Origin of the sequence: Bradyrhizobium sp. ARR65 (genome assembly GCF_000472385.1) — a bacterium.
In the GTDB taxonomy this organism is placed as follows: Bacteria; Pseudomonadota; Alphaproteobacteria; order Rhizobiales; family Xanthobacteraceae; genus Bradyrhizobium.
In genome coordinates this window covers 17,486-31,840 of record NZ_AWZU01000068.1, presented here as the reverse complement: position 1 = coordinate 31,840, position 14,355 = coordinate 17,486, and the positions used below count along the sequence as shown (strand labels likewise).

At 60.4% G+C, this 14,355-nt stretch carries 12 protein-coding genes and 1 pseudogene; 11 read left to right on the top strand and 2 right to left on the bottom strand.

Annotated elements, in window-relative coordinates; genetic code table 11:
- Positions 1-17 precede the first annotated feature (17 nt).
- Complete coding sequence (locus F758_RS45680; protein WP_502689222.1) at positions 18-383, top strand: ribonuclease H-like domain-containing protein; 366 nt, start codon at positions 18-20, stop codon at positions 381-383.
- Positions 384-908: 525 nt separating this feature from the next.
- Here the strand turns inward: F758_RS45680 and F758_RS0139175 are convergent.
- Positions 909-1,211, bottom strand: coding sequence for a hypothetical protein (locus F758_RS0139175; RefSeq protein ID WP_024512930.1), 303 nt, complete (start codon positions 1,209-1,211; stop codon positions 909-911).
- Between the two features lie 227 nt (positions 1,212-1,438).
- Here F758_RS0139175 and F758_RS51270 point away from each other — a divergent pair, with 227 nt between their 5' ends.
- Both F758_RS51270 and F758_RS52450 read left to right on the top strand, forming a co-directional pair.
- Complete coding sequence (locus F758_RS51270; protein ID WP_198026678.1) at positions 1,439-1,852, top strand: hypothetical protein; 414 nt, start codon at positions 1,439-1,441, stop codon at positions 1,850-1,852.
- Positions 1,853-2,198: 346 nt separating this feature from the next.
- Positions 2,199-3,155 (top strand): sensor histidine kinase, encoded by a 957-nt coding sequence (locus F758_RS52450; protein WP_084306032.1) that lies wholly within the window; start codon positions 2,199-2,201, stop codon positions 3,153-3,155.
- Positions 3,156-3,925: 770 nt separating this feature from the next.
- Here F758_RS52450 and F758_RS0139160 read toward each other — a convergent pair.
- Positions 3,926-5,626: an outer membrane beta-barrel protein gene (locus F758_RS0139160; RefSeq protein ID WP_024512927.1), complete on the bottom strand. Its 1,701-nt coding sequence runs from the start codon at positions 5,624-5,626 to the stop codon at positions 3,926-3,928.
- Between the two features lie 1,141 nt (positions 5,627-6,767).
- Here F758_RS0139160 and F758_RS52445 point away from each other — a divergent pair.
- The 8 genes and pseudogenes from F758_RS52445 to F758_RS0139100 all read left to right on the top strand — a co-directional run bounded on the left by F758_RS52445 (position 6,768) and on the right by F758_RS0139100 (position 14,353).
- Positions 6,768-7,178 carry a hypothetical protein gene (locus F758_RS52445; RefSeq protein WP_024512925.1) on the top strand — a complete coding sequence of 137 codons (411 nt, stop codon included), beginning with the start codon at positions 6,768-6,770 and terminating at the stop codon, positions 7,176-7,178.
- Between the two features lie 785 nt (positions 7,179-7,963).
- Positions 7,964-8,869 (top strand): ArdC family protein, encoded by a 906-nt coding sequence (locus tag F758_RS0139130; RefSeq protein ID WP_024512923.1) that lies wholly within the window; start codon positions 7,964-7,966, stop codon positions 8,867-8,869.
- Positions 8,870-8,925: 56 nt separating this feature from the next.
- Positions 8,926-9,150 (top strand): annotated as a pseudogene (locus tag F758_RS45665) (zincin-like metallopeptidase domain-containing protein); the annotation flags it as partial.
- Positions 9,147-9,521 carry a DUF2958 domain-containing protein gene (locus tag F758_RS0139120; RefSeq protein WP_024512921.1) on the top strand — a complete coding sequence of 125 codons (375 nt, stop codon included), beginning with the start codon at positions 9,147-9,149 and terminating at the stop codon, positions 9,519-9,521. The pseudogene F758_RS45665 and the gene F758_RS0139120, both read left to right, overlap by 4 nt.
- Before the next feature lie 353 nt (positions 9,522-9,874).
- Complete coding sequence (locus F758_RS0139115; RefSeq protein WP_024512920.1) at positions 9,875-10,756, top strand: hypothetical protein; 882 nt, start codon at positions 9,875-9,877, stop codon at positions 10,754-10,756.
- Positions 10,756-11,817 carry a DUF7146 domain-containing protein gene (locus F758_RS0139110; RefSeq protein ID WP_024512919.1) on the top strand — a complete coding sequence of 354 codons (1,062 nt, stop codon included), beginning with the start codon at positions 10,756-10,758 and terminating at the stop codon, positions 11,815-11,817. Before F758_RS0139115 ends, F758_RS0139110 begins: the two co-directional genes overlap by 1 nt.
- A 322-nt stretch (positions 11,818-12,139) precedes the next feature.
- Entirely contained in the window at positions 12,140-13,078 is a 939-nt protein-coding gene (locus tag F758_RS0139105; RefSeq protein ID WP_024512918.1) for a DUF2493 domain-containing protein, read from the top strand.
- A gap of 225 nt (positions 13,079-13,303) precedes the next feature.
- A complete protein-coding gene (locus F758_RS0139100; RefSeq protein ID WP_024512917.1) occupies positions 13,304-14,353 on the top strand; it encodes an aromatic ring-hydroxylating dioxygenase subunit alpha in 1,050 nt (349 codons plus the stop codon).
- Positions 14,354-14,355: the final 2 nt, after the last annotated feature.

Here is a 14,355-nt window from a genome sequence, read left to right as displayed (position 1 = left end):
TCGCTCGATTTCTCGCCATCGTTGCGCAGCATAGCGCGCCTCGCCTCTACTCCTACGGCAACTACGAGCGAGCCGTTATCGCGCGCATGCGACGAAAAGCTCGGCGTAAGAAGCCCATTGACGCCATTTTGGCTGCGCTGACGAATGTACTCACGATCATCTACCCGCATTTCTACTTTCCAGCCTACTCGAACGGCCTCAAGGAAACGGCAGGCTGCCTCGGCTACCGCTGGACTGAGCCAGACGCCTCCGGCATTGAGAGCGTCGTTTGGCGCAAGAACTGGGAAAAGANCGGCGACGCTTTATGGAAAGCCAAGCTGATCGAATACAATCTTGCCGTCTGTTCGTCGTACTGCCTGCTTAGCTCATCAATACGTTTCTGAATGTCGTAGGAGCTAACGTCGTCGCCGCTAAGTCCAACATAGAGGATTGGTCAGTACGCGCCCCGCCGCGATGGACGGAACGATGCCAGACGAGTCGCGGGAGACCCTCCCGCCCATCGCGTCGACCTTGTCAAGCAGTCCCTGTAAGTCGTCGATTGTATGGTTTAGCTGCGAAGTGGTCTGCTGGTCTATCGGCGTAAGTCATCTTCCAAACGTGCCGCTTACGTTGCCCACAGCACTCAGCATAGTTGTCGCGTAGCCGACTGCTTGCGAGAGCAGCGGGAAAGATGTTTGCAAGTGAAGACTTGAACTGCAAGTCCCACGCCGCAACCGCAGTCTTCCATTCGTCCTTAAACTCGCGCGCCTTTGAAATCCGTGAGTCGTCAATCACGATCCCAAGGTCTTGGGCCGCTCGCTTTTGAGCGTCGAACTGGCTTGCGCCTTCCTTCAGGAACGGAATCCAGTCTCGCGACAAGCCGACAATGGATGCTATGCGCTCTTGAACCGCTGGCGTCGCACCCTGCATCAGTTGCATGATGTCGGCAAGCGCGGTTTTTGTACCGATAAGCTGCCCGTTGTTGTCCTTGATGGATATCCCGTTAGCTCTAACAGCCTGCCGAAGGTCGTTGCTCCCTGCGACGCGGCAACAAGGTCTTGCGTTATCCTACCGAAGGCCTGCGTAAAATTCTCTTCGCTGACGCTCTTTGAGATGGCGGCGTATAGCGTCTGTTGATATTCGTTCGTCGACATGCTGGCGACCGCCGTATGATCGGCGATATCGACTAGCGCCTGAGATTGCTTGCCGGCAAACTCAACGAAGGCGCGCATTCCCGCCAGCAAACCGGCGGTCGCGACTCCAACGCCAGCGAGGCCGACACCAAATCAGAAAACGCAATCTGCATGCTTTGTCAGAGCTAGATGAGAACGCGTCGCCGAGTGCGTTTACAAAATCTGTCGTGCTATCGATACCTTCTCCGGTTGCGGATATTGTAATTCTGCGAACAATGTCGCCGTCAGCCATGCTGAAAGTTCCCCGATAAGTATTGAGTTCATATATGCATTCGAAATTGTTTTGTTGGAGAAATGAATTTCGTGTACAAGCCGCGCCGAGTTCAACGCAGTGGAGTCCTTATGGCAAAGAAGGCAAAGAAGATCGTTCGTCGCGAGTACACCAAGGCGGACGTAAAAGAGCTTCGTACTCACTCGAAGGCAAGAACGCCTGTTGCAAAGATCGCGAAGCTTATGAAAAGAACCGTGCCATCTTTGCGCAACAAGGCGGTTCAACTCGGCATCCCGCTAGGGCATCGGCGTTAGCATTGCGACATTTTGCCCTTGGCCATCCGATTGCTTGGGGGTTGTGCGGGCGAATACTCCTTTTGATGCCTGTTACTCCGAAAGAGCGGCCGGCTTTTGATCATGTTACTTGGTTCCAGCAATCAAAATCCCGCAGCGGCGCGGATCGCGATTGAGGGGAGCATCGTGCGTCGTTCTCATTTCAATGAATGCGGGTGCAACTCAGTCCTGTCGTGCCATCGTTCTTGGTATGCTCGAACTCTTCGAGCCGGTTCTTGCCTTGCACAACGGCCGCTTGTTTCACTTCAGGGCCGATTCTGAACTCGGCTGCGGCTCTGAGATCTCGGGCTGGGCGGCATCGCTGACCAATGAACCGCAGGAGGTGAGAGCGAGCTCACAATCGTCCTCGAAAAAAGATGACGTATCGCCACTGTTTCAACGGCTCGGCGCTTTCCGGGGAGGGTGCCGAATTGCCGTATCAGCGGCTGGAACTGCCACCAATGCAGCCGGTTGCAATTTATTATGAACAACAGGCTCTACCCGCTGGTGCTGGAGCACCGGCTTCCAAGCTGGGCCCGATACTGCATCTCAGCGTGCATCATGGTCGTGTGCGCCGTGCCCCAGATGGCGCTGCAGATGCAGACCGGAGCGCCAGGATACTTCCTGCTGCTGCCAGGCGTCTTTCTGTCGGGCCTGATCTTCGATCGCGGCTCCGGCATTTTTGCTGCCTTGATGGCCGTCTGCGTGGTGGCCTACATCAGCTACGCGGCTGGGTTCGGCCTCAATTATCTTGCCACAAACGTTCTTTTCGCGATCACGGCTGCGGGGACGGCGACCGTCGCCGAATTGCAACGCGCGGAGCTCAGGCGCGTCATGTTGGCGGATAAAACCAAGACTTTGCTGCTGCAGGAGATGGCGCACCGGACGAAGAACAATCTCGCAATCCTCGGCGGGATGATCCGGCTGGAGGCAAGGCACGGCGGGCCGGAGGTCGCGGCGGCGCTGGAGGCAACTGCACGCAGGTTGCAGGTGATGGCGGAGGTCTACGATCATCTCTCGCTCAAGCAGGACTCGCGCTCGGTCAATATGCGCTATTTTTTGAACGACGTCGTGGAGAAGGTCTTTCAGTCCCTGGCTCCATCCGGGCCGGTCGCCTTCCAGGTGATGTGCGAGGAAGACATCTACCTTTCGAATAATCACGCGCTCGCGATAGGCATCATAACGAACGAACTCGTCACGAACTCGCTGAAGTATGCATTTTCCGGCGACGCGCCGGGCCACATCGTAGTCGCGTTCTCGAGCGGAGACGGAGTCGAGTTGTCGGTCACTGACAACGGTACGGGGCTTTCGGCCGCAGCCGAGCCCGGCGGATTGGGATCGCGGATCGTCCAGCTCCTCGCCCAGCAGCTCGAAGGCGAAATCACCTACGAACGGCTCGATCCGGGTCTGCGCGTCCGAGTGCGGGCTAATCCCCGCTAGCGCGATCTGGCCATTTTGCCGAGATACGACCGGTTCTCCCCCTCAGCTTCGTGCGCGTCTTCGGGACTGCTCCGAGGCCGACCCGGACAGCAGGAATGGATTGGCTCCCAGCCGATTGTCGTTCGAGCTCGCCCGCGCGCGCCAGATGGCTAAGAGCTGGATTCCGCCTCGCGTTCGAGCACGATTTTGGTTCGCCGCCGAAGAGGGGAGCCTCTGTCTGCAGTCCGGCCCGACGGCACCGGCACGGCCCGGCGCCGCGCGGGACCTTCTCGAAAGCTTGACCAACTGAAGGTGACCTGTTCAGTGTGATCTGCGAACGTGAGGCGTACCGTGGAGCCGCATAATTTCGATCCGTTCGATCCAAGTTGGCGGCAGGCATATGACGCCATACTGCAACGGCAGCACATGGGACAAGTCGGGCAGGGGAGTTTGAGCAGCATTTGGGCGAGGCGCGCTCAGCCGATGCTGTTGTAATCGCAGAAGCCCTGTCAGCTCTGAACGCCGTTATGGTCTGCTGGTCGCTGGTGGCGATCGTCTGAACGGCCGCGTGCCTACCACGACCGCGTGCCGCTGGGTTTGTTCGGCATTACGAGGCAGAACTTCAATAAATCCGTATGCGCCTGGATCAGGGGCCGTAGCAGAAAGCGGCACGCAGCGAACTGTGCTTGCCGCTTCCTGCGATGCTCGCTTATGACCGAGCGGGCGCCATTATCCTCAATCGACGCAGGCGCCCATATATCGTGGCCCTTCGCGTGCTGGAGCGAGGGCCTTTAGTTAAACTTGTAGGAGGCCTGCAGGAACGTGCCCCACCGTTCCATGCTATACTTCGAGTCGCGAGGGTAATGAGTGATAGGGCTTCCATTGTCGCGGCTGTCCTCGATCCCTCTTGGAGCCCACATCGCCCAATAGCGGGCACCGACGCCGACGCTGAAATTGTTGGTGACAAAGTAGGATAAGACGCCTTCTAGCTGCACACCACCGCCGCCAGTCGCGCGCTGATCATCGAAGGTCGTCGCATCGCGCAAAAGATGGTTGTCGCGCCCTTGGAAATCCGTCCACGGCAGGTAAGCAACATCCGCGCTTAGGCGCCAACGATCGAGCAACATGGTCTCAGCGCTGAGGCCGATGCGCAGCGCATTCCAATCGGTGTCTTGGCTGCCCATTATTCTTTTATCACCCGGTCTCAGACATGAATAATTGGGGAGGGCCAGCTGAATGCAGCCTGTAGAGTCAGATTTCTGGCCGTAATAGCTCCAGCCCACAAACGCGCCGACCTTGTAGGTGCCGCGCAAAAACTCGTATCCGGCATCGGCCGTGTAGTATGTGAAACGGCCGTTTGCCTGACCCGATCCCGTCAAATGATAAGAAGCGCTCGGAAGATTCTCCCTGTCCAGCAAGCCCCAATCTTCGTCGTTCATGATTCCATTGTTGAAACGTCCGAATCCGATGTTACCTTTCAGGAAAACCCCCCAGGGGCTGTCGATACGTTCAAACAGCTCACCAGAAATCCCATCCAACTTGTGATAGGTGAGCCTCGACACAAGGCTGCTTGGATCGCTGCTTGGATCGGACCTGGGATAGTCCCATTGAAATCGTCCTCGGCTCAGCCACACCCGTGTGCCGCTTTCCAGCGACCACCCTTGAGCGAGGGCAATCGCCGGTGGCCCAAAGCTAAGCGGCGGACCGGACCATTCCGGCATCCATGGGCCAGCATCAAAATGGTAGTTCAGGCCCACCTTCCCGATGTGGTAGCTGCTGGACAGGCTAGTGACGTTGGCTGGGATCACCAGCATCGGCGGATACTGAATGGTCGGAGGCGTCGCGACACTTGGTCCACCAAACCCCAAATAGTCGTACTCGAATTTGACGGACCAAGCCGGCGTAAGCGCTTGCTCGACACCCACGCCGATTGTGCCACCGAAACGACCATAGTCGAAATGGGTGGCAGTCGGTGAGAGCGTGTCATGAAACTCGTAGTTATTGACGACATCTCCGGCATTGTGTTGCCAGGCAACGCCGGCCTTGAGATAGGCTAGCGTGTGGCCGTGCGGGCCAAAGGCATAGCCCAGCCGACCGGTCCCGGTCACGAAGACGTCTGGACCGGCTTTGCAATTTGCGCTCACGACATTGCCGGAGACGGCAAGACAGGTGTTTGTACCGTCGGAGATAGCGCTACTGCCATCCAATTCGACTCCAAAAACCCAGCGCTCCCTCTGCCAATTGTAGCCGATCTGTCCTCCGGCCACGAACACAGGGGTGTCGACGACGTCACCATAAATCGACGGTCCATAGGGGTCAGTGAACGATGTACGGCCATAGCCGCCGCCGAAGTGCCCCCCGAGGTATCCCCCGGTCCAGCTCCATAGTGCTGACGGAGCTTTTGCTGTCGGTCCGAGATCCGCCGAATGGCCGGCACCGCTTGTAACGAGCGCAGCTGTTGCAGCTACCCAAAAAGGAAGTTTAGATCGCATATCACCTCACGAACACAGAAGGCGCACGCCATCTTGCACAAAGGCGAATGATCCGACTTTGCCGGCGCGGCTTCATGGGGCTTGTGCTGTGCAGGACTTAGGCCAGTCGCCGCGACCTGCATTTGCCGCGGGTTTTCGATCGAAATGTCGTATTCGCAACAAGGCCGGTGGACTTCAAGCAAGCTGCGCGTCTGAGCTTAGACACAGAGCAGATTGAATTGCTGAGCACTCTTGTGAGTCACTTCGTCTCTTCGCCTCGATCGGAGCTAAGCGGCGCAGAGTGGATCACCGATTTCATCCCTTGAGGAGGTCGGCGTTACTTCTGTATCCTTATGAGCTCTATCAAGTTTTCGAGTCCGAAATCGGTGAACGCGGCTCAGGATCGACGGGTCGCGACCATCCACAGGCGGGATCGGAGCTGGCGCGATTTCGCCGACTCACGCTAAGCAATCCTCTTCCAAGCTAATGCGAGAAGAAGAACATGATTGCTGCTGCGCGGGAACTCCCCACCTCAGGCTACGCACTGGAAGTGGATGGTCGGTTCAAAGCCGAGTTCACGACCAGGGATGGAGCAAGAGCAGGGGCCGTAGAGCTGAAGAAACGTTTCCCCGTGCTCCGGGTCAGAATCTACGACGCGCAGACGGGGGCGCGTGAAGAGGTATAGTTGCAATTTGCTTGATCAGGCGCGTGCGGCACAAGCCGCACCGGGCTCTCGTTGAACCGAGCCGCGTGGCGTCTCGGCCTCCGGCTTCGATCCCTCGCGCGTAGTAAGATAATAATGTGTCCCTCGCCGGAGGCACTCGGTCCCGGGTCCCGGCGCGTTCCGCGCCGGCGCGGTGCTGACCCTCCTCCGGGTGCCTTGTTAGCCGGTCTTAAGGACTGCAGTCGGTCCCGCGTCCCGCCCAAGAGCGGCGCTGTGCTGACGCTCCTGCGGCTGCCCTTTTGCTACGTCTTGCCTTAGGCGGGGCTCTCTGCTTGCGCTGCATTAATACACTTCGCTCGCTGCTTCAGATGCAGGTGATTCAAATTCGCGGGCGATAATGGCTGGCAGCTCGAACCGTCGAAGCTGAGCCAAGAGTGAGAGGAGTGCGCCGCTTCGCCACGGATCACGATCGAACCCGCTGCCAAAGCCGTCGAGGTATTGGAGCGTCTGTCGTTCCCGGCGGCAACCGCCCGCGGGCTCACGACACTCTGGCCGGTACTAGCCGCTAAATCCGTGTGCAAGGATCACCTCTCTGCCGAGATCGTGCGGCAGCTCAATCTTTATCGCGACCACCTCAATAAGCTGTTCGGCACGGTCAACGAGCCGGTTATTCCCAACAGCCCGGAAGGCAAGCCTTGGCGCATCACAACGCGGCAATTCCGTCGAACGAACGCCTGGCATATAGCCAACCGTCCCTTCGGCACGATCGCCGGTATGATCCAGTATAAGCACGCCTCCCTCGCTGCATTCGAGGACTATGCGGGGTCAAGCAGATCCGGCTTCCGTGCCGGGGTCGAGGAACCAACGAAGCCTGGGCCAACTCGAGGATCTGCTGACCTATTTCGATGAGCGTCAAGCTGGAGCAGCGGTTTCCGGCCCAGCGGTGCCGCGCATATCAAAGGCACTTGATGCTGCGGCGGCAGAATTTGATCCCCTTCCAGTCATGATTGCAGATCGCGCGCGGCTTCGCACGATGCTCGCCAGTCTCGCGCGCACATTGCACGTCAGGGTGCTCGCCGATTGCTTCTTCGATCCCGGACCGTCCTATGCCTGAAGCACGCAACCAGCGCCGACAACAAGACGCCGCTGACGGCGCTTTGCGAACCAACAGTTGTCCAAACGCCTGCATCACCGCCAGGCGCCGGCCGACATGGGCGCGTTCCGCAGATGAGGCGAGAGCCGTCCTCAAAGAGAAGCGGTTGTCCTCGCTACAGCGCTCCGCTCTGCAACAGGATCTCGCGCGCATCGAGGCTGTCCTCCATGATATCGACTGCAGCACCTGACGTCAGAACTCCAGGCCTCGTGTTGTAACCGCGCCGGATCGCTCTCGTCGGCGTCCGTCCCGGCATAGTCGGAGCGCGCGATGCCCCGCACGGCCGCGCAACGGCTGATCGCCGTCCTCCGCTGTCGCTTCAGCTCTGCGAGTGCGCGGTCGCGCTTTCGGGCATCGCAGGTGGCTGCTCCGCTGCCGGGGACGGACCCCGGCCGAACGTGAGCACCCATCATGATGAGACAGCACAGAACCAAAGACGGCCGCCCTGTTGGGCGGCGGGAGAGGACGAGGAGGGCCGGAATTGGGCGGGCCGGTTGAGGGAGTGAGAGAGGCTTGCTCCGCCGGCCGCGGAGATTCTCCCATGTCCCAAACCTCGAGTTCGGCGGCGCGCGCCGATGTCTACACCCGCATCACCGCCGAGATCGTCGCCGCGATCGAAGCTGGCGCCGGCGAATGGCGCATGCCCTGGCATCACGACGGCACCGCCATCACCCGCCCTCAGAACATCTCATCAGGCAATCGATACCGTGGGGTCAACGTGCTCGCACTCTGGATTGCTGCGCAAGCTCATGGTTACGCCAACGGCCTCTGGGGAACCTATCGGCAGTGGCTGGCTGTCGGCGCGCAGGTGCGCAAGGGCGAACGAGGAACGACGGTTGTTCTCTGGAAGGAGGAAAAGGCGGCCATCAACGACGATGCAGACGACGGTGACGATGACACTCGTCGCCGCGTCTTTGCACGCGCATTCACGCTGTTCAATGTCGCCCAAGTCGATGGCTACGAACCACAGCTCGTCGAGAAGCTTCCAGAGAGCGATCGCCTCACTCACGTCGGCGAGTTCATCGATGCGCTGAAGATCCCGATCGTCACCGGCAATTACAATGCGCACTACCGCATCGACCTCGACACGATCTTCATGCCGGAATATGCGGCGTTCACGAGCCCAGCCGCCCACGCCGGCACATTAATACATGAGGCAGCTCACGCCACTGGCGCAAAGCACAGGCTCGACCGGAACTTCCAGGAACGGTTCAAGCGCGATTGGCTGCCGATCGAAGAGGCAACCGCCGAATTGACCGCTTCATTCATTCTGGCGGATTTAGCGGTCGCCCATCATCCCAGGCCCGATCACGCGGCGTACGTGGCATCGTGGTTGCGCCTCCTCAAGGACGACCCTCGCGCGATCTTCACCGCCGCCAGCAAGGCTCAACAGGCGGCTGATTGGATGCACGCCCAGCAGCCTCGAACCGAGGAGATGGCCGCATGATCAGCACCATCTCCAACGGGGTAAAATTTCAAAAATGGGCTGGACTGTCAGGATATATTGCCGAACTGTGCGTGGCGTTTTCATGTGCCTCGCTCGGCACCGTGCCGACCGTGCGCCATGCCGACAACATCGGCTCATGGCTCGAGGCGATGCGCGAGGACAACCGGGCCATCGTGCGTGCCGCGAGCCAGGCCAGCAAGGCCGCGGACTACATCCTCGGCTTGCTGCCGGAGAGCCGGCCGTCTGAGGACGAACAGTCAGACGCGCGGAGGGTGGCATGATCCTGCTCACGCAAGGTTTGCGCAAGCGTCTGCTCGCGAACGGTCGCCGTCGCGGCCTCGACCACGTTCCGGTGGTGAAGTTCTTCAATCCACTTGGTGTCGGCACCTGGCTCGCGACCGAGCTCGATGAGGACGGCGATACACTTTTTGGTCTCGCTGATCTCGGCGAACCCGAGCTCGGTTCGTTCAGTCTCGGCGAAATTGAGACTGTTGAGCTTTCATTTGGTTTGAGGATCGAGCGCGATCTCCTGTTCGAGGGCAAGTTCCCGCTGTCGGTGTATGCGTGGGCGGCTCGCAAGGCCCGGCGGATCGTGGTCGATGAACGCTCTCTGCGCATTGCGCTCGCCGCTCTGCAGCGGGAACGAGGGTGAGTGACGTCGCTCCCGTGAAGATCCTTTGACGCTACGCCGTGCAAATGCGCGGCGCAGCTTTTGGGAGCATGGCCCTGCGAACCTTTCGTGGGCGATCCGCACAGCCATCGCGCCGTGCTGTACCCGGAGCTGTAAGCCGGCGGCCTCTACCCGCGTCCCAGCCTTAACAGCCGTGCCTATCGCCCGATCGATTCGGCGCAATCGTGACATCGAGTGCCGGCGCTTCGGTCGGGCCATTTTGTCGGAGGGGCGCAAAAGAGCGAGAGGCGGGCCGGGGAGGGTTTTGGAGCCGTGGCGGAGGAAAGAGAGCGCCGCGCGGCTCGAATAGTCCCGCTCTCCCGAAAGAAATTCCTATGATGGATGTTTTTCCCGGCGCAAACACGTCCGGCTCATGCCGCCTGGCCGCGCATCTTGCCTCTGCCGTCCTCGGCGCGGCCGATCGCCTACTGTTCGCTCTTGAACGCGGTCAGCGTGTCGACGGGGCGTTCCTGCGCACCGAAATGGAAGATGCATTCGGTGACGGAAGCAGTGCCTGGACCTGGAAGTTGGCCTATGAGGCCTGCGAAGCGGCAACGGTCCTGTTCCTGCGTAAGTACGCCCACGCGATGAGGGCCAAGGCGGCGCTACACGCCAGCATGCTTGCGACGCTTACACCAATTGCGACCCTCTTTCCAACGAAGGCGCGCCGTTCCGAACAGAGTGACGCGCTTCAGGAGTTTTCGACACCAGTCCCGCTGGCCTTCGCGGCTAGCGCGGCGGCAGCGATCACGGCCCGGGATCTGGCCCTCGAGCCCTCGGCCGGCGCCAGTTTTCTCGCCAAGGCGCGGATCGTTGTGAACGAATTGACCGCAAGCCGTGCTGATCTCCTCGCCCATGTGCTCCCTGGGCCCATCATCGGCCGCAGGGTCTCGGCGGCATCGGCAGCTAGCGCGCTCGCAACCGATGCTTCGTCCCGGAGTCCAGAGGCCATCCTTGCCGCACTCGCGGAGGGACGAACTATCTTCGCCGAAGGCCTTCAGTTTCGGCGGGTCCGCGTCATGCGCGCCGAGCGCATCGAGCTGTCCGGGCTCGACGACACCATGGGGGACCGTCTCAACGGATACGGCCTCTTCCACGCGATCATCTCCTGGAAGCTGCGTCCGGTCCTGCCGACAGACCCGGGCGGCGCTGATGTCGCGGCCAAGGTGCTGGACCATTACCCGATTGAGCGCGTCTGCGATCGGGAGGCCGTGTGATGCCGCTAGATGCCTCCGAGCTGGCCCAGCGTCTCGCGCGTGATGCCGAGGCGGTATGCCGCCACTATCTCTCAAATGGCCGTCGACAGGGCCGCTATTGGTTGATTGGGGACGTCCGAAATACGCCCGGACGCTCGATGTTTGTCCGATTGAGCAAATCGAACAAAGGACCTGCCGGTAAATGGACCGATGCGGCGACGGGCGAGCATGGCGATTTGCTCGACATCATCAGGGAGAGTTGCGGGCTGGTCGACTTCCACGATGTCGCGGAAGAGGCGCGGCGCTTTCTGATGTTGCCTCGCTCGGAGATTCGGGACTCGCGAGGGACTGCGCGAGGTTTGGTGCAGGGCGGCTTGCAGGAGGCGGCGAGACGACTATTTGCGATGTCTCGGCCTATTGCCGGGACCCTCGCTGAGATGTACTTGCGCAAGCGCGGCATCACCACTGTACATCACGGCGGTGCGTTACGCTTTCATCCACGCTGCTACTACCGGCCCAATGACGAAGCGGCGCTTGAGACCTGGCCGGCATTGATTGCCCGTGTGTCCGATCTGAGCGGCCGCACGACGGGCGTCCACCGGACCTGGCTCGATCCCGACGTCTTTGACTGCGCCGACCTCGGCAAGGCGCCTATTGACACGCCGCGGCGGGCCATGGGGCACCTTCTTGGCAACGCGGTTCGGTTCGGCGGGGTTGACGACGTGCTCGTGGCGGGTGAGGGCATCGAGACCATCCTTTCACTCCGCTGTGTGCTGCCAACCCTGCCGATGGCAGCAGCGCTCTCCGCCAACCATCTCGCTGCACTTCTGCTCCCACCTTCGCTTCGCCGGCTCTATATAGCCCGGGACGACGACCCGGCCGGCGAGTTGGCGCTAGCAACCTTGACTGAACGATCCCTCGCGGCCGGTGTCGAGGCGGTTGCGTTGTCGCCGCGCCTTGGGGATTTCAACGAGGATCTCCGGACCTTCGGCGTCAATGAGCTTAGGGGGGCGTTATCGGGGCAGCTCGCTCCGCAGGACGTCACACGCTTCTTATCCTTGGCGGCCATCGAGAGGGGATAAGGGCCAGCGTCGTTCGGGCACACCCACAATCGATCGTCAAGTGTTGAGGTCCCTTGCCGAATAGGGTCGCACCCCGGCCTTCTAGGGGCGATCGGACGGCAGGCGGTTCGGCCCTGCAACGGCTGCGATTCGGCTATTTTCCGCCGGCGCGCATCCTGCGCCTTTGCATCGCGAAACAAAATAGCCGCCCCTTCGCCATCCTCCGCTCTCGCTTTGGCCCTCCGCGTTGCTTCGGGTGCTGGGCCGACCCGCCCGCCGTCAGAGTGATCGCCACGAAGGCCGCGATGGGCGCGGCCGATCCGGAAGAGGACCTCACCCTATGATGACCGATCACCATGATGCCGCCGAGTTCGAACCGCCGCACGCCTCATCTCCGACCGATCACGTCATCCAGGAGCTCCAGCTCTACGGCTATCATCACTGCGAGGGCGGACCCGATCCAAGGCCGGCCCCTGAAAGTGCCGCCGTCCGAGGTGCCGTCGCCGACATCTTTGATGCCCTAGTCTCGGCGCTCTCCGATACCCACCTTGAACCCGACCTCGAAGATCTGCTCTGGTCGGCGGTTAGCCTGTTTCATCGAGCAGTCGCCCGCATCGAACGCAAGCTCGATGACAATGAACAGGCGCAGCAGAAGAGCCAGCGAGAGCAGAACGGCTCGGAGGTTCGATCAGTCGAGCTGGAACGCCTTACAGCCGAGGGCATCACGCTGATCGAGCGCCGCAACGCTATGGAGCTCTTTCGGGATCAGGCCGCTGAGCGCTTCGAACTTCAGACCGGTTCCCCATGGCGACCCCGTGTCGGATCGATCGTCAATCATCGCACGCTTACCGCCGCGATGATCGACTCGCGAGACTTCCTTGCCGCAAGACGTCGAGCCGACACCGAAGTGATGCTTCCCCCTGGGCCGAAGATTGCGCTCACCGGAGGACTCGATTTCAATGACGTCGCTCTCATCTGGAACCGGCTCGATCAGGTCCATGCGAAGCATCCGGACATGGTGCTCCTGCACGGCGGCTCGCCAAAGGGCGCTGAGCTGATCGCGTCAAAATGGGCGAGCAGCCGGAAAGTCCCGCAGATCGCGTTCAAGCCCGACTGGACTAATCATGCGAAGGCCGCACCGTTCAAGCGCAATGACGCCATGCTCGCCACCATCCCGATCGGGGTCATGCACTTCCCGGGCACCGGGATCCAGGACAACCTCGCCGACAAGGCGAGGAAACTCGGAATCCCGGTCTGGAAATATGCCGACAGCGGCGCGTGAGCGCCGTCATCGATACAGTACCACTGGATCAACGACGCACCATCGCGCGTCTGGCCAACGCTTCATCCCTTCGGACCTCGCGTCAAGCATCAGTCGGAAACCGATCTTCTCGATGAATGTATGTTCGGAGTTGCATCCAAACTATTGATACGTCATGCCTTTGGAAATCCATCATCTCGTGTTGTTTGTACACACATCGTATTATCAACGACACAAGAGAGACCAGTGACAAAACCATTCCCAATGAATGCCTGGTACGCTGTCGCCCGGGATGCCGAGATCAAGCGCGCGCTGTTGGCACGGACGATTTGCGGCAAGCACGTGGTGATGTACCGCAAGGCCAATGGCGAGGTGGCGGCACTGGAAGACGCCTGCTGGCACCGTCTGGTGCCGCTGTCCAAAGGGCGGCTCGAGGGCGACACCGTCGTCTGCGGGTATCATGGCCTGAAATTCAACGCGCAGGGTCGCTGCACATTCATGCCATCGCAGGAGACGATCAATCCTTCGGCTTGCGTACGCGCTTACCCTGCCATCGAGCGCCACCGCTTCATCTGGCTCTGGATGGGCGATCCGGCGGTCGCCGACCCAGCGCTCGTGCCCGACATGCACTGGAATCACGACCCGTCTTGGGTTGGTGACGGCAGAACCATGCATCTGAACTGCGACTACCGCCTGGTCATCGACAATCTCATGGATCTCACCCACGAAACTTTCGTGCACGGCTCGTCGATTGGCAATGGCGCGGTCGCGGAAGCGCCTTTCGACGTCACACATGGTGAGAAAACAGTGACCGTGACCCGCTGGATGCGCGGCATCGAGCCGCCGCCATTCTGGGCCAAGCAGTTGGGCAAACCTGGCCTGGTCGACCGTTGGCAGATCATCCGGTTCGAAAGACCGTGCACAATTGCCATCGATGTCGGCGTGGCGCCCACCGGCACCGGTGCGCCGGACGGCGACCGCTCGCAAGGCGTCAATGGTTTCGTGCTCAATACCATCACGCCAGAGACTGAGAAAACGTGCCACTATTTTTGGGCTTTCGTGCGCAACTATCGGCTGGCTGAGCGGCGCATCACTGCCGAGATCCGCGAAGGTATCTCCGCAATTTTTAAGGAGGACGAGCTAATTCTCGAAGCCCAGCAGCGGGCCATCGCCGACAACCCGGAGCGCGTGTTCTACAACCTCAACATTGATGCCGGTGCGATGTGGGCGCGGCGCCTGATCGACCGCATGGTGGCAAAGGAAACTCCACCGCCAGTGCGCGAGGCCGCGGAATAGAG